Genomic DNA, 16,091 nt, shown 5'->3' with positions numbered 1-16,091 from the left:
GGGCGGGCAGCGGGCTGTTCACAGCTGGGCCTTGAGGGCGCTGGGCTGGTCTTCGAATGCCTCACCGGTGTTGACCTTCGCCATCACCGACAGGCCTGGGCGCAGGGCGCCGAAGTCGGCGTCGTTGCTGTCGAGCCGCACGCGCACCGGCACACGCTGCACGATCTTGGTGAAGTTGCCGGTGGCGTTTTCCGGCGGCAACACACTGAATTGCGCCCCGGTGGCAGGGGCCAGGCTCTCGATGTGGCCGTGGAATTCACGGCCCGGGAGGATGTCGGCGCGGATGCTCACGCTTTGCCCAATTTGCAGGCGGCCCAGTTGGTCTTCCTTGAAGTTGGCGTCCACCCACAATCCCTTCGCCGGCACCACCGAGATTAGTTGGCTGCCCGCCGCGGCGTAGGCACCGACCCGGGCGCGGCGGTTGCCCACATAGCCGTCCACCGGGGCACGCAGCTCGGTGTAGCTGATGTTCAACTGTGCCTGGTCACGTTCGGCCTGGGCCTGTTGCAGCGCGGCGCGGGCCTGGCCGCGCTGGGTTTCAATCACGTCGATTTGCCGGTTGGCCGCCAGCAGCCCGGCCTGTGCCCGGGAATGGTCGGCGCGGGCGGTCTTCCACACGGCGCTGACCCGTTGCGCGCTTTCCACCGACACGGCCTGGCTGCGCACCAGGTTCTGGTAGCGGGTCTGATCGTCGCTGGCCCGCTGCGCTTCGGCATCGGTGGCGTCGATCTGCGCCTTGGCCTGGTTGATCACCGCCAGTTGCAGTTGTTCGGTGGCGTCCAGGTTGGCGAGCGTCGCCTGTTGCGCCGCCACGGCGCCGTCGGCTTTGGCCAGGGCGGTGCGGTAGTCGCGGACATCGATGCGGGCCAGCACGTCACCGGCGCGCACGAACTGGTTGTCCTGCACGGCCACTTCGCTGATATAGCCCGGCACTTTGGCGCTGATTACCGTTACGTCTGCACCCACGTAGGCGTCATCGGTGTCTTCGATAAACCGGCTGACCAGCCACCAGTGGCTGGCGTACCAGACGCCGCCCACCACGGCCAGGGTCAGCAGCACCAGGCGCAGGGCCTGCTTGCGCCGGGAAGTTTTCGTGGGTTCGGGCACAGCGCTGACTTGAGCGTCCATGGCGAAATGACCTCGTTGAGTTTGAGTGGCGAAACGAACGCCCGTTGGCTTGTTACTGAATATTACACGCGTAATATGTCATGGTGGGTTTCATAATGAAAGTCACCAGATGGAAATTATTGCCCCATCAACGCAAGGGCGTGAGCGGGGTATTGATCGAGGAATTAAAAAAGCCCTGAGGTTCAGGGCTTTTTCAGAAGAGGGTGTTTATTGGCGCAGCAGCAACGGATTTCAGTCTCAAGCCACCGTCAATTCTTCCCCGACGCTGGCCTTCGTCCGTGTTGCCCGCAGCGCCATGACCAACGCCAACATCGGTGCCAGGGTAAACACGGCGAACAACCAGCGTGCCGCATTGGCGACGCCGGCATCGCCCGCCACGTCATTGATGCCCGCCATGTTCGAGATCACCCCGGCCAATGCTGCGCCCATGGCCATGGCGAACAGTTGCAGGGTGGTGATCGAGGACGCGGCCGTGTCCTTGTCTTGCTCCGAGGCCACTTGCAGGATGCGCGTCAGCAGATGCGGCCAGCCCAGGCCTATGCCGAAACCCACCAGGAACAGCCCGAGGCAGATAGGGGCCAGCAGCGTCCAGTCACCGTGACCGGCGATTGGTGTAGTGATTGCCAGCATCACCAGTCCGGCCACGATAAACAGCGGCCCTGCGAGGATGGCGCGGTTTGGGCCACGGCCGGTCCAGCCAGAGCTGAGGATTTCCGAGACGGTCCAACCGGCCGCCATCAACGCCGCCATGTAGCCGGCGACCAATGGTGACTGGCCATGCAGGTGCTGCAGAAAATACGGCATGAAAATCTCGCTGCTCATGCCGATTACCAACAAACACGTAGTCGCATACAGCGCGCAGAGCGGGGTGCTGAACTTCAGCGCATCCCGTGGCAGAAGGCGCACCGTGGCGTTGGACTCCTTGCGGATCAATAACCAGACCAGCAGCGCACAGGTCGCGATGCCCAGCAGGTTCCAGCTCGGCTGTGACGAGACGCTGCCCGCACACACCGCCAACACCGCGCCAGCCAACAGCACCAACTGCGGCACCGGCAAACGAGCCGTGGCCGTCGCTGCGGTATCGCGTGGCGGCAGCGCACGGCTGGTGAGCACCATGTACGCCAGGCTCACCGGTACCATCGAGCCGAAGGCGAAACGCCAGGCGTCCATTTGCGCAAACACGCCACCCACCGCTGGCCCGACGAGCGTGGCCACTCCCCACATGCCCGATACCAAGGCCATTGCCCGAGGCCACAGACGTTCTTCGAACACCAGCTGGATCATCGAGTAACACAGCGCCAACAAAACCCCGCCGCCCAGGCCCTGGATAAAGCGCCCCGCCAGCATCACCGGCATGCTCGGCGCCAATGCGCAGATCAGCACACCCACCATGAACACCAGCGTGGCTAACGCATACGCTTGCCGTGGACCGGTACGTTGCAACAACTTGGAGGTGAGGGCCGAGCCGAGGATCGAGGCCACCACATACAAGGTGGTACTCCAGGCATAGAGCTCAAGGCCGCCGATTTCTGCGACCACCGACGGCAGGATGGTGGTGGCGATGTAGGTGTTGGTGGCATACAGCGCAATGCCACCTGAAAGCGCGATAGAGCGGGTGGCGTTTTTGCCCCGGAGCAACTCGCCCCAACTGCTGTCTTGGGTTTGCATCAACGATTCCTTGTAATGCGTTCGCGGTGTAGGCGCCGGCGAATGGCATGGGCGTCATGGTTCGTGTTAATTAACCAAGTTATTGCTTGTTATATTGGGGCGAGGTGGATTGTTTTGCAAGAAGCGCCTTCTTAGGGGTGAGTTGCTATTGGAGCCGAAGCGTGTCCCAAGGCTGACAGCACGTCACACCGTCAATTTCCGGCTGAACTTGGTTTCCATCACGATATGGTCTTTGTACATGGCTTACGCGCCCCGGGGTGAGCCTCTTTATTGTTGTAGGTTCATTATGGGTTGGCGAAATGCCGGGCGGCACCCTGCGGATTGTTGGGATTTGAGTTTTTAAGGGCGTATGAGGGGAGGGGGGGCCGTACATCTGCTGGGTGAGGTCATCAGGCTTTCGCCTGCAATCATTTCGCGCCAGACTCATGGGCATTCATCGCCCCAGGGTAGCCAGCATGATTTCCCATGTGTTTTTAGGTACAGGTGATTTTGATCGAGCCTTCGCTTTCTATTCGAAGCTGATGGCTGAATTGGGCCTCACGTTGAAATTCTGTGATGCGGACAAACCGTGGGCTGGCTGGGTTTCCAAAACTGCACCTCGGCCAATCTTCGTCATCGGCGCGCCGTTTGATGGCAACCCCAATGCATCCGGGAATGGGCAGATGGTGGCGTTACTTGCGCCCAGTCGGGAAGCGGTCGATAGAAGCCATGCGACAGCGTTGGCGCTCGGCGGGATGTGTGAGGGAGAGCCTGGATTAAGGCCTCACTATCACCCCGACTATTACGGGGCGTATTTTCGGGACGTGGATGGCAACAAGCTTTGCGTGTGCTGCCATGATCCGGTGCCAGGTTATCCTCGCCTCTCACTTTGAGAAGCGCGTTGCCGACGTTGCCTTGTTCATCTTCAGGTAAAAGTCTTCGCCTTTCGCCTGAAGGCAGAGGTAGATCGACCTCCACCTGTGAGCAAACTCGGAAACCTATATCTGGAAGTACAAGCCGGCGGATGGAGCAAGGCGCCTCACGGCTTGCTATAGGCCATGTACTCATTCTGCAAGACGATATGATCCGCCACGTACTTCGCATCGTGCCAAACCCCATAGATGAACGAAGACGCGCGGTTCACGAGGTTCGGCAAACCCAAGAAGTAAATCCCGCTCTCCGCCGAAATCCCGCGTTTATGGAAAGGCTCACCTTTCTCGTCAAACGCATTCACCTTCAGCCAACTGAAATCGAAGCTGAAACCGGTGGCCCACAGAATCGTGGTCACACCGGCCTCAGCCAAGTCCAGGCTCAGGACCGGATTCACCAGGCACTCCGGATCAGCCAACAATTGCCACGCCTCAGGCTCCGGCGCAAACGGCAGCCCGTTCTGCTCGATATAAGCGTCGGCGTCCCGCAGCACATCAAAATAAGCGCGATCACCTTCAGCTACGTTAGCTGCCAGACCGGGCTCAAACTCCATCACGCCTTCATTCCACGATCGGGTAACGCCCACCAGCGTAATGCCCATGTGCGCCAGGCGGCGGAAGTCGACGGTCTTGCCGCCTTCATAGCCACTGACGGCAAACGCCACATGCTGCTTCTTCGGCTGGATTTTGACCTCGTCCCACAAACCCAATGCGCCCAGCCACCAGCAGTAATCCCGGCCACGATACGAGCGAGGAGGGCGATAGTGTTCGCCCACCGAGAGGTACACGGTCTTGCCGGCCTTTTGCAGTTCCTCGGCAATTTGTGAACCCGATGCACCAGCGCCCACCACCAACACAGCACCCTCGGCCAACTGGCCGGGATTCTTGTAGGCAGAGGAGTGCAGCTGTTGAACCGTGGCGTGTGCGGGCACCAGATTCGGAATGGACGGACGTTGAAACGGGCCTGTCGCCGCCACCACGTTGGCGGCCTCGATCACACCCGCCGAGGTGGTCACCTTGAACCCGGGCCGACCGGTGTGACGTTCCACTTGCAGGACTTCAACCCCGGTGCGCACCGGCGCCTTCAGCATGTTCACGTACTCTTCAAAGTAGGCCGCCATGCGCTCTTTCGGCGGGAAGCTCTCGGGGGAAATGCCTTCGAATTTCATGCCGGGAAAACGGTCGTGCCAGGCCGGGCCGTTGGCGACCAGCGAGTCCCAGCGTTCCGAGCGCCAGCGCTCGGCGATGCGGTTGCGCTCCAGCACGATGTGCGGCACGCCCATGAGTGACAGATGCTCGCTCATGGCGACCCCCGCCTGGCCTGCGCCCACCACCAGGGTGTTGATCTTTTCAACTGACATGTGAGCTTCCTAAAGATAAGCGACCATCGACAGGTGCCAGTGTGATCAAGCGCCAGCCAACCGGAAATTATGCTTTTTGAACGTAGAGGTTAGGCAAAACCAAAGCCCTTCAATCGGCCTGCAGCAGCTCGGCCACCGCCGTCAGGGCCAGGCGGTAACCCAGCGCGCCGAGGCCTGCGATCACGCCGGTGGCGGCCTTGGATACATAGGAGTGATGACGGAAATCCTCGCGCTTCCAGACGTTGCTCATGTGCGTTTCGATGATCGGGCCGTCGAACGCCAGCAGTGCATCGAGGATCGGCACCGAGCTGTAGGTCAGGCCGGCGGCGTTGATGATCACCGCGTCGGCGTTGAGCCGGGCCTCCTGAATCCAGTCCACCAGCACCCCTTCATGGTTGCTCTGGCGAAAATCCAGGGTCAGGCCCAGTTCGATAGCGTGGCGCTGGCAGCGCGCTTCGATGCTGGCGAAGCTTTCGCTGCCGTAGGTGCCGTTCTTGTCCAGCCCGTACAGGTTGGCGTTGGGGCCGTTGAGGAAATACACAGTGCGGGGCATGGGAAACTCCAGGTGGCTCATGGTTGCTGGCTTGGGTTCCAGTCATCCGGCACCACCGCAATCACATCGATCTCCATCAACCACTCCGGCTGGCCCAGGCCCGAAATCACCAGGCCGGTGGAGATCGGGAATACGCCTTTGAGCCATTTGCCGACCTCCTGGTACACCGGCTCGCGGTAGCGCGGGTCGATCAGGTAGGTGGTGGTCTTCACGATGTGCGACAGGTCGGAACCGGCCTCTTCAAGCAGCTGCTTGACGTTTTTCATCGCCTGCTCGGCCTGCGCGCGCGGGTCGCCGAGGCCGACCAGGTTGCCCTCGAAATCGGTGCCGATCTGGCCGCGTACATAAATGGTGTTGCCGGCGCGCACCGCCTGACACAAGTCATTGTCCAGCGCCTGGTTAGGGTAAGTCTGCTTGGTGTTGAACATGCGAATTCGGGTATGGGTGGGCATTGCTGGCAACTCACGGGGGCGGAATAAATCCAGCTTCACATTGGCCCCGCTCGCGCGAAACCAGCATTTACGCGAGGTAATGCTTAGGCAAAACCGAAGCGCCGTAACCATGCGTCAGAGCAAGGCCAAAACAGCACCCGGCATGAACCATGCAACAGTGTGGTCAAGGCCGTCGGCGCCAGCTTGGCGTCAGCTTATTGATGAAGTGGAGGCGTGATGCTCAGTCGTATTACCCAGCGCCAACTGGAATATTTCGTGGCTTCCGGTGAGGCAGGCAGCATCAGTGCCGCGTCTGAACGCATTCATGTGTCGTCGCCGTCGATCTCGGCGGCGATCACCCATATGGAGGCCGAGCTGGGCATCCAGCTGTTTGTGCGGCACCACGCCCAGGGTATTTCCCTCACGGCGGTGGGGCGCCAGGTGATGCAGGAGGCCAAGCTGATCCTGGAGCAGATGACCAACCTCTACACCATCGCTTCCGAGTCGCTGAACACCGTGCGCGGCCCGCTGCGGGTGGGGTGCCTGGAGTGGCTGGCACCGATGATCACCCCCGAGCTGGTGTTTGGGTTTGGCCGCGCGTTTCCGGGGGTACGCCTCACGCAAGTGGAGGGCAACCACGAGGAAATGCTGGAAAAACTGCGCTGTGCCGAGATTGATATCGCCCTGACCTACGACCTGGTTACCAGTGACGACATTGACTTCCAGCCACTGGCGCAATTGCCGCCGTATGTGATGGTGGGCGAGTACCACCCGTTGGCGAGCCTGTCGGCGGTGAGCATGCTCGACCTTGAGGATTACCCGGTGGTGCTGCTGGACACGCCCTGGAGTCGGGAATATTTCCTCAGCTTCTTTATGCAGGCCGGCACCACGCCGAACATCATCATGCGCTCCAGCAACCTTGAGACTGTGCGCTCGATGGTTGCCAATGGCATCGGCTATTCCTTCGCAAATGCCCGGCCCAAAGCCAATCTTTCCCAGGACGGCAAGCGCCTGATCCGCTTGCGCTTGTCCGGGCCGCACCGGCCCATGCAGCTGGGCTATGCCACGGCGAGCAATACCCAATTGTCCCGTGTGGTGTCGGCGTTTGCCGAGCGTTGCCGCATGTTCGTTTCAGACCAGTACATCCCGGGCATGGCGGCCCCGAGCTTTTTTGATGCCCATGCGGTGCGCACAGTCCTGTAGGAACTGGCTTGATGATCGTTCCCACGCTCTGCGTGGGAATGCCTCCTCGGACGCTCTGCGTCCAGCTGGCGATGCAAGGTTCAGGTCTTGCGTAGTGGTGACGCGGAGCGTCACGGGATGCATTCCCACGCAGAGCGCGGGAACGATCAATGAGGCTGATCCATCGCCATCGCGGCCTCGCTAAAGCTCGACGGCTCCTACCTTTGTTCTTCTAGAAATTGACCGTTGCACTCAAGCGTGCGGTCAACGGCGCGCCCTGGAACAGGTAGTCATCGCCCATGTACTCGCCGGCATCCCGCCAGTAACGCTTGTCGAACAGGTTGTCGACGCTCAGGCGAAACACCGTTTCATAGCCATCGAGCTTGGTGGTGTAGCGGCTGCCCACGTTGACGATGGCGTAGTCGCCCACTTCCACATCACCGGTGCGATTGGCGTACTTGTTGGCGCTGTATTGCACGCCGCCGAGCAACGCCAGGCCATCGACCCAGGGCAGGGCGTAGTCGGCATACACACTGGCGCGCAGTTTCGGCACGTTGATCGCCTGATGGCCTTCGTATTCCGGCGTGCCGCTGCCCGTTACCCGTGCACGGATGGCCGCGACGCTGGCGGCGATCTGCAAGCGCTCGGTGGCCCAGCCGTTGGCGGAGAGCTCCAGGCCGGTGTTTTTCTGTTGGCCTTGTTGTACGTAGGTGAACGTACCTGCGTCGTCGGGTTTGGCGTATTGATAGGCCTGGCGAGTCTGGAAGATCGCGGCGGCGAAGCTGATGCGGCGCCAGTCGTATTTCACGCCGGCTTCGATCTGGCGGGAGACGGTTGGGGCGAGGGTGTCGAGGTTGTTGAGGGCGTACCACGGTGCCGTGCCGCCCAGGGACAAACCCTTGCTGTAGCTGGTATAGAGCGACAGGTTTTCAATCGGCTTGTAGATCAGTGCTGCCTGGGGCAGGAACACGTATTGCTGAGTATGGCGTGATTCATCACCGTTGATATCGTAGGCGCGCTCGTCGAGACGTACCTCACGGCCACCCAGCACGGTCTGCCATTGTTCATTGAAACGGAGGGTGTCAGTCAGGAACAGGCCGTACTGGCGGCTGTCCAGGCGACGGTGGCTGGGGTTGAGTTCGCCGTCGTATCGCGGGAAGTTTTCCGGCTCCTGGCTGATGTTGCCCGTGCCGATCCATTGATTGATCGGTACACGATTGTCCACGACTCGGCGAAACGCGCTCGTACCAAACGTCAGCTCATGCGCGAGCCCGCCGGTATCAAACAACCCCGTCATCGCTGCCTGAATCTCATCATCGCGGCGGGTGTCATCCGGGCTGCGGAAGTCGTAGATGCCATAGTCGCCTGCCGGGCTGAAGTAATTACCGTTGCCGGCAGTGTCGCCACCCCACGCGAACGAACTGTAATCATCAATCACCACCTTGCTGCGCGCCGCGCTGACGCTGCCTTTCCACTGGTCACTGAAGCGATATTCAAACTTGCCATTGAGGTTCAGCGAATCGATCCCTACCTGATTCGCACCGCTCTGATGCCCCAGCAGTTTTTTCGGTGATGCGTTGTGCGGCACCTCGGTCCCGCCCAGTAATTGATAACCCGGCACCGAGCGCTGCTGCTTGTTCTGATACTCGGCATCCAGCTGCAATACCGCGTCGGAGCTGATGTTCCAGTCGAATGCCAGGGACAGGAAATCCCGGTGGCCATTGGCATGTTCGACATAAGACTTGAGGTCTTCATGGGCCACGTTGGCGCGCAGGCCGAACTGCTGCTCGCTGCCAAACCAGCCGCCCACGTCGGTGGCCAGGTAACCGCTGCCGCGATCATCGGTGGACACCGTCACCGAGCGCACATCCTCCGGGCGCTTGGTCACGTAATTGATCACGCCGCTGGGCTCGGAGATCCCGCTTTGCAGGCCCGACAAGCCCTTGAGCAACTCCACGCGCTGCTTGTTCTCCAGGGCAACGTTCTGCTCGCCGGTGATGGTGCGGCCATTGATCTTGTAACTGCTGGCGGCATTCAGCGAGAAGCCGCGCACCACGAAGTTTTCGTAGTAGCCGATGGGCGCATAGCTGTCCCCCACCGAGGCGTCATTGCGTAGCACTTCGCTGAGCAAGCGCGCCTGTTGATCCTTGATCAGCGACTCGTTGAACACCGCGATCGAGGCCGGCGTGTCGAGCAACGGTGTCTCATTGAAACCGCCCACCGAAGCGGTGTCGCTGTTATAGCCGGATTCATCCGGGCCCTGGACCTTCACCTCCGACAGCTCAATGTCAGCCGCCTGGCTGCTACCGATGCCTGCGCTGAGCAACAGGCCGAGGGCGAAATGTGAAGGAACAGCGGGGCGAAGACGCAAAACCATGGAGGAAGGCCTGAGAGCGCAGAGCGGAGGGCGCATAAGCTAGGCATAACGGCGGCGTTTTACAAGTTTGTGAGAAGGGTTCGCTTTGAGACGCCCCGTCTCAGCCCATAGATCAATCCTGCCGCTGCTCGACAGCGGCCCCTGGCAACTGCGATAGACAAGGCTTCTCTCACCGTGGAAGGAGATCGTCATGAGTATCGCTGGAAAAGTTGCGCTGGTGACCGGCGCCGGGCAAGGCATCGGCCGGGCCATCGCCCTGCGCCTGGCGCGGGACGGCGCCGACATTGCGTTGGTGGACATCAACAGCGCGAAGATTGAAGCGGTGGCGGCCGAGGTCGTTGCACTGGGGCGTAAGGCCTCGGTGTTTGTCGCCGATGTCTCGAAGCTGGAGCAAGTGGTCGCGGCAGTCGAACATGCCCACCAGACCTTGGGCGGTTTCGACATCATCATCAACAACGCCGGCGTCGCGCAGATCGACGCACTGCTGGACGTAACCCCGGAACAGGTCGACCGTACGCTGCGGATCAACGTGCAGGGCACACTCTGGGGCATCCAGGCCGCAGGCAAGAAATTCAAGGCGCTGAAGCAGAAGGGCAAGATCATCAATGCCTGCTCGATTGCCGGCCATGAAGGCTTTGCATTGCTCGGGGTGTACTCGGCCACCAAGTTTGCGGTGCGCGCGCTGACCCAGGCCGCCGCGAGGGAGTTGGCCAGTGACGGAATTACCGTGAACGCCTACTGCCCGGGCGTGGTGGGTACGGATATGTGGGTCGAGATCGACAAACGCATGGCCGAGATTACCGGCGCCGAGGTAGGGGCGACGTACAAGAAGTATGTGGACGGGATTGCGTTGGGCCGGGCCGAGACGCCGGAGGATGTGGCGGGGCTGGTGTCGTACCTGGCGGGGCCGGATTCGGATTACATGACCGGGCAATCACCGTTGATTGATGGTGGGATTCTGTACCGCTGAGCCGGCAGAATCACTCGGTCAAAAAATGTGGGAGCGGGCTTGCTCGCGAATGCGGTGTACCAGTCACTTATCAGGTGCCTGACACTCTGCATTCGCGAGCAAGCCCGCTCCCACATTTTTTACCGCGTTTGATCGTTCCCACGCTCTGCGTGGGAATGCCGCCTGGACGCTCCGCGTCCGCCTCTCATCAGTGTTTTCCGGGCATGTCGATACCCAGCTGGTTAACCCGTCGATACAAGGTCGCCCTGGAAATCCCCAGCGCCTGCGCCGCCGCCAGCGGCTTCCACCGATGCCGAATCAGTGCGTCCAGCACCAACTGCCGCTCTGGGCTGACGCTTTCCGATGTTTCCACCGCAACCGCGTCACCGCGAACTTCCACCGGCAAATCCGCCAATTGAATCGTCCCGCCATCGCACACCGCACACGCATACGCCAACACATGCCGCAGTTGCCGCACATTCCCCGGCCAGGCATAGCCCAGCAGCAACTCCAGCGCCGCCGCTGCGATTCCCACGGCTACACCGTTGTGCCGCGCCTCCTGCTCCAGCAGCCGATTGATCAATGCCAGTTTGTCCGTCCGCTCGCGCAATGGCGGCACACAGAACCGCGCACAGCCCAACCGGAAATACAAATCCTCGCGAAAGCTTCCGGCACTCACCAGCGCCGCCAAATCCCGATGGCTGGCGCAGATCACCTGGATATCCACCGCCCGGGTTTTCGCCCCGCCCAGCGGCGCCACTTCACCTTCGGCCATCACCCGCAGCAATCGCGTCTGCAACGCCAGCGGCATGTCGCCGATCTCGTCGAGAAACAACGTGCCGCCATCGGCCTGCAACAGCAGCCCGGTCATGCCCTTGCTGGACGCACCGGTAAAGGCGCCGGCCACGTAGCCGAACAGTTCGCTCTCAATCAGGTTTTCCGGGATCGCCGCGCAGTTCACTGCCACGAAGGGGCCATCGCGGCGGGCACTGCGCTCATGCAACTGGCGGGCGAACACTTCCTTGCCGGCGCCGGTTTCGCCCTGGACCAGCACCGGCAGGTTGCGGTCCTTGACCCGCACAGCCAGGCGCAAATGCTCTTCCACACGCGGGTCTGTCTGATTGGCCAAGGAAGCTACCGCACGCGCCGCTTTACGCCGTGGCGCGCTGACCCGCACCTGCAACGCCCCCGGTTCGCCGAGCCAGTGCAGTTGCTGTGTCGATTGATCGGTTACGGCGCGCAACGCGTCCAGGTCAAACACTTCGCCGATATGCTCCGGCAACTGCCCGAAGCGCACCCTCAGGGCCTGCCGCGCCTTGCTGTTCAAGGCTTGCAGTCGCCCGTCCTGATCCCACGCCAGCAGCATGTCCGGCTGGCTGTCGACGTAACCCGGCGTGCTGTGGGCCTGCAACACCCAATGCTGCCGGGCGCTGTGCATGAAAAACGCGTTCTCGATGGCCCGTGCACTCTGCGCCACCATCTGCCGCACCAGGTGCTGGCTGCGCCGATCATCCGGTGACTTGAGGGCAGAGGCATCCATCACGCCCAGCAGGTTGCCCTGGGGATCGAAGATCGGTGCGGCAGAGCACGTCAGGCCGATAAACGCCGCGCGAAAGTGGTCGCGCTTGTGCACGGTGACCGCGGCCTTGCTAGTCAGCACCGTGGCCACGCCGCAGGTGCCTTCCTCGGCTTCCGACCAGCAGGTGCCGAGGTACAGGCCGGCCTTGCGACAGTCGTTACGTATGCCGGCGTCCACGCGGTGGTCGATGGTCTGGCCCTGGGCGTCGGTGAGCATCACGCAGTAATCGGCGTGGCGCACCCGGTTGTGAATCTGCCCGACTTCCTCACTGGCGATGCGCATGAACAGTTCGGCGCGTTCGCGGCATTCCTTGAGCAGGGTGCTGGTGAGGATGCGCGGCCCTTGCAGGGAACCGGGGTCGAGGTGGTGCTGCTCCATGGAGCGGCGCCAGGAGTCAAAAATCAGCGACGGCACCTGCGCCTGGGGCAGGCGGTCGGCATTGCGGACCACGCGGCTGACGCAGTCGACATGGTCCTTGGAGTTCACGGCGAGCATTGAAGCCTCCGGTTCTCGATCCTTGTTGTTATGCCCGCCATTAAGCGCCCATGGGCCGGGCGGGACAAGGGCGGCCTGACCAACTGCCCGAGGTGAGACGCAGCGTCTCATCCCGCCCGAGACGCTGCGGGCAGGTTGCAACGGCGCGTCTCATTGAGCGGCCCACAGTGGCACGTCCGCGCTTCCAGGCAACTGCTCTGGGTCAAGGCTTTCCCGGGTTTTCCAACGGATTGGCACAGGCCGTGCTGAGTGCCATGCAGCTGGCCTGATCCAGCCTTTTGTGTGTCGAGACAACCTGGAGAACAACAAGATGTCCACTCACCTGTCCACCGATCAATTGCTCCATGCCTACACCGTGATGCGCACCATCCGTGATTTTGAAGAACGCCTGCATGTGGAATTCGCCACCGGCGAGATCCCCGGTTTCGTGCATTTGTATGCCGGCCAGGAAGCCAGTGCCGCCGGGGTCATGGCCCACCTCAACGATGAAGATTGCATCGCCTCCAACCACCGTGGCCACGGCCATTGCATCGCCAAGGGCGTGGATGTGTTCGGCATGATGGCCGAGATCTACGGCAAGAAAACCGGGGTGTGCGGCGGCAAGGGCGGCTCGATGCACATTGCCGACCAGGAGAAGGGCATGCTCGGCGCCAACGGCATTGTGGGGGCCGGTGCGCCGCTGGCAGCCGGTGCGGCCCTGGCGGCCAAGCTCAAGGGCAGCGCGGGTGTGGCCGTGGCGTTTTTTGGTGACGGCGGCTCCAACGAGGGCGCGGTGTTTGAAGCCATGAACCTGGCGTCGATCATGAACCTGCCGTGTCTGTTCGTGGCGGAGAACAACGGTTATGCCGAAGCCACCGGGTCCGGCTGGTCGGTGGCCTGCAAGGACATTGCCGAGCGCGCCGTGGGCTTTGGCATGCCGGGGGTGATTGTCGACGGCAACGACTTTTTTGCCGTACACGCCGCCCTCGGCGTTGCGGTAGAGCGTGCCCGCAGCGGCAAAGGGCCGACGCTGGTGGAGGTCAAACTGAGCCGTTTCTATGGGCATTTCGAAGGCGATGCACAAACCTATCGCGGCCCGGATGAAGTGAAGCACCTGCGGGAAACCGGCGACTGCCTGAGCCTGTTTCGCCAGCGTTGCACCACTGAAGGCTGGCTCGACGCGGCGCAGTTCGAACGCATCGACACCGAAGTCGCACAACTGATCGAGGACGCCGTACACCTGGCCAAATCCGACCCCAAACCCCAGGCCGCCGACCTGCTCAGCGATGTCTACGTCGCGTACCGCTAACTGCCACCCACTACAAAAACAATCCGTGGAGAAGTCATCATGGCTAGAAAAATCAGCTATCAGCAGGCAATCAACGAAGCCCTGGCCCAGGAAATGCGCCGCGACCAGAGCGTGTTCATCATCGGCCAGGACGTGTCCGGCGGTACCGGTTCGCCCGGTGAACAGGACGCGTGGGGTGGCGTGCTCGGCGTCACCAAGGGCCTGTATCCGGAATTCCCCGACCGCGTGCTCGACGCGCCGCTCTCCGAGGTCGGCTATGTAGGCATGGCCGTCGGCGCCGCCACCCGAGGCATGCGCCCGGTGTGCGAATTGATGTTCGTCGACTTTATCGGCTGCTGCCTCGACCAGTTGCTCAACCAGGCGGCGAAGTTTCGCTACATGTTCGGCGGCAAGACCACCACACCGCTGGTGGTGCGTGCCATGTACGGCGCCGGCCTGCGTGCGGCGGCCCAGCATTCGCAGATGCTCACCTCGATGTGGACGCATATTCCCGGGCTCAAGGTGGTGTGCCCGGCCACGCCCTATGACGCCAAGGGCATGCTGATCCAGGCGATCCGCGACAACGACCCGGTGATTTTCCTCGAACACAAAATGCTCTACAGCCTCCAGGGCGAAGTGCCGGAAGAGCTGTACACGGTGCCGTTCGGCGAAGCGAACTTCGTGCGTGAAGGCAATGACGTAACCCTGGTGACCTACGGGCGCATGGTTCATATCGCCCTGGAAGCGGCGGCCAACCTGGCGCGCCAAGGCATCGATTGCGAAGTGCTGGACCTGCGCACCACCAGCCCGCTGGACGAAGACAGCATCCTTGAAAGCGTGGAGAAAACCGGGCGCCTGGTGGTGATCGACGAATCCAATCCACGCTGCTCGATTGCCACGGATATCAGCGCCCTCGTGGCGCAACGGGCGTTCAGCTTCCTGCGGGCGCCGATCGAAATGGTCACCGCGCCTCACACGCCGGTGCCGTTCTCCGATGCCCTGGAAGACCTGTACATCCCCAACGCGGCGAAGATCGAAGCTGCGGTGCTGAGGATCGCTGACAAGAGGAATGCCGCATGATCCATACACTGACCATGCCCAAGTGGGGGCTGTCGATGACCGAGGGCCGGGTCGATGTCTGGCTCAAGCAGCCGGGCGACCGGGTGGAGAAGGGCGAAGAAGTGCTGGATGTCGAGACCGACAAGATCTCCAGCAGCGTCGAGGCGCCGTTCAGCGGGGTGCTGCGGCGGGTGTTGGCCCAGAGCGATGAGACCTTGCCGGTGGGGGCGTTGCTGGCAATCGTGGTGGAAGGCGAGGCCAGCGAGGCCGAGATCGATGGGGTGATCGAGGCGTTCCAGGCGGGGTTCGTTTCCAGTGCTGCCGAGGCTGAAGCCAGCGGGCCATCGGCACAAAAAGTCGAAGTGGGCGGGCGCCTGCTGCGCTATCTGGATCTGGGGGAGGGCGGTACCCCACTGATGCTGGTTCATGGCTTTGGTGGCGACCTGAATAACTGGCTGTTCAATCACCCGGTGCTCGCGGCTGAGCGGCGGGTGATCGCGCTGGATTTGCCGGGGCATGGCGAGTCGGGCAAGTACCTGCAAACGGGCGAGCTTGAGGCGCTGAGCCAGGCGGTATTGGCACTGCTGGATCATCTGGATATTGACCGGGTACACCTGGCCGGGCATTCCATGGGCGGGCTGGTTTCGCTGAATATTGCGCGACTGGCGCCGGCGCGAGTGGCGTCATTGACGCTGATCGCCAGCGCTGGACTGGGTACGCAGATCAACGGTGATTACTTGCAAGGTTTTATCGACGCGAGCAATCGCAACGCACTCAAGCCGCAACTGGTGCAATTGTTCAGTGACCCGTCGCTGGTGACCCGGCAGATGCTGGAAGACATGCTCAAGTTCAAGCGCCTGGAGGGCGTGGATCAGGCGTTGCGGCAGATCACCGGGGCGTTGTTCAGTGGTGGTCGGCAACTGGTGGATCTACGCAACGTTGTCGGGCAGCAGCCAAGCCTGGTGATTTGGGGGAGCGAGGATGCAATCATTCCAGCGAGCCATGTCCAAGGGTTGGAGGCTCAGGTGGAGATACTGCCGGGGCAGGGGCATATGGTGCAGATGGAGGCGGCGGAGCGGGTGAATCAGTTGATGCTGGCGTTTCTTCGGACCTGATCGTTCCCACGCAGAGCGT

General features: G+C 61.8%; 13 protein-coding genes. 6 read left to right on the top strand and 7 right to left on the bottom strand.

Features of this window, described 5'->3' with window-relative positions; genetic code table 11:
• Positions 1-18 precede the first annotated feature (18 nt).
• Positions 19-1,128, bottom strand: coding sequence for an HlyD family secretion protein (locus tag D109_RS0101165; RefSeq protein ID WP_017475263.1), 1,110 nt, complete (start codon positions 1,126-1,128; stop codon positions 19-21).
• Between the two features lie 237 nt (positions 1,129-1,365).
• Positions 1,366-2,796, bottom strand: coding sequence for an MFS transporter (locus D109_RS0101160; RefSeq protein ID WP_017475262.1), 1,431 nt, complete (start codon positions 2,794-2,796; stop codon positions 1,366-1,368).
• A 455-nt stretch (positions 2,797-3,251) separates the two neighbouring features.
• Between D109_RS0101160 and D109_RS1000000132440 the strand changes: the two genes are divergently transcribed.
• Complete coding sequence (locus D109_RS1000000132440; RefSeq protein ID WP_081585302.1) at positions 3,252-3,668, top strand: VOC family protein; 417 nt, start codon at positions 3,252-3,254, stop codon at positions 3,666-3,668.
• 146 nt (positions 3,669-3,814) lie between these two features.
• Here the strand turns inward: D109_RS1000000132440 and D109_RS0101155 are convergent, their stop codons facing one another.
• The 3 genes from D109_RS0101155 to D109_RS0101145 form a co-directional block, all read right to left on the bottom strand.
• A complete protein-coding gene (locus D109_RS0101155) occupies positions 3,815-5,065 on the bottom strand; it encodes an NAD(P)/FAD-dependent oxidoreductase (protein ID WP_017475261.1) in 1,251 nt (416 codons plus the stop codon).
• Between the two features lie 109 nt (positions 5,066-5,174).
• Positions 5,175-5,618, bottom strand: a complete 444-nt coding sequence (locus D109_RS0101150; RefSeq protein WP_026077701.1) for a type II 3-dehydroquinate dehydratase — start codon at positions 5,616-5,618, stop codon at positions 5,175-5,177.
• A 17-nt stretch (positions 5,619-5,635) separates the two neighbouring features.
• Entirely contained in the window at positions 5,636-6,070 is a 435-nt protein-coding gene (locus D109_RS0101145) for a RidA family protein (protein WP_017475259.1), read from the bottom strand.
• 216 nt (positions 6,071-6,286) lie between these two features.
• On the opposite strand from D109_RS0101145, the gene D109_RS0101140 reads away from it, so the two are divergent.
• Positions 6,287-7,252, top strand: coding sequence for a LysR family transcriptional regulator (locus D109_RS0101140; RefSeq protein ID WP_017475258.1), 966 nt, complete (start codon positions 6,287-6,289; stop codon positions 7,250-7,252).
• A 211-nt stretch (positions 7,253-7,463) separates the two neighbouring features.
• Here the strand turns inward: D109_RS0101140 and D109_RS0101135 are convergent, their stop codons facing one another.
• Positions 7,464-9,608, bottom strand: a complete 2,145-nt coding sequence (locus tag D109_RS0101135) for a TonB-dependent siderophore receptor (protein ID WP_017475257.1) — start codon at positions 9,606-9,608, stop codon at positions 7,464-7,466.
• 190 nt (positions 9,609-9,798) lie between these two features.
• Here D109_RS0101135 and D109_RS0101130 point away from each other — a divergent pair, with 190 nt between their 5' ends.
• Positions 9,799-10,578, top strand: a complete 780-nt coding sequence (locus D109_RS0101130) for an acetoin reductase (RefSeq protein ID WP_017475256.1) — start codon at positions 9,799-9,801, stop codon at positions 10,576-10,578.
• Positions 10,579-10,765: 187 nt separating this feature from the next.
• On the opposite strand, the gene D109_RS0101125 is transcribed toward D109_RS0101130, so the two are convergent.
• Positions 10,766-12,631 carry a sigma-54-dependent Fis family transcriptional regulator gene (locus D109_RS0101125; RefSeq protein ID WP_017475255.1) on the bottom strand — a complete coding sequence of 622 codons (1,866 nt, stop codon included), beginning with the start codon at positions 12,629-12,631 and terminating at the stop codon, positions 10,766-10,768.
• Between the two features lie 310 nt (positions 12,632-12,941).
• Here D109_RS0101125 and D109_RS0101120 point away from each other — a divergent pair, with 310 nt between their 5' ends.
• From D109_RS0101120 to D109_RS0101110, 3 genes are read left to right on the top strand one after another with little or no spacing between them, the layout of a single operon-like run.
• Positions 12,942-13,919 carry a thiamine pyrophosphate-dependent dehydrogenase E1 component subunit alpha gene (locus D109_RS0101120; RefSeq protein WP_017475254.1) on the top strand — a complete coding sequence of 326 codons (978 nt, stop codon included), beginning with the start codon at positions 12,942-12,944 and terminating at the stop codon, positions 13,917-13,919.
• A 39-nt stretch (positions 13,920-13,958) separates the two neighbouring features.
• Positions 13,959-14,978 carry an alpha-ketoacid dehydrogenase subunit beta gene (locus tag D109_RS0101115; protein ID WP_017475253.1) on the top strand — a complete coding sequence of 340 codons (1,020 nt, stop codon included), beginning with the start codon at positions 13,959-13,961 and terminating at the stop codon, positions 14,976-14,978.
• The gene (locus D109_RS0101110) at positions 14,975-16,072 is read left to right on the top strand and encodes an acetoin dehydrogenase dihydrolipoyllysine-residue acetyltransferase subunit (RefSeq protein ID WP_017475252.1); all 1,098 of its coding nucleotides are present in this window, start codon (positions 14,975-14,977) and stop codon (positions 16,070-16,072) included. The genes D109_RS0101115 and D109_RS0101110 overlap by 4 nt, the downstream gene beginning before the upstream one ends.
• The last annotated feature ends 19 nt before the right edge of the window (positions 16,073-16,091 follow it).

The organism is Pseudomonas sp. PAMC 26793, assembly GCF_000313235.1.
GTDB lineage: Bacteria > Pseudomonadota > Gammaproteobacteria > Pseudomonadales > Pseudomonadaceae > Aquipseudomonas > Aquipseudomonas yamanorum.
Note: the sequence above shows the minus strand (reverse complement) of the source record. Positions and strands in the feature narration are given on the sequence as shown.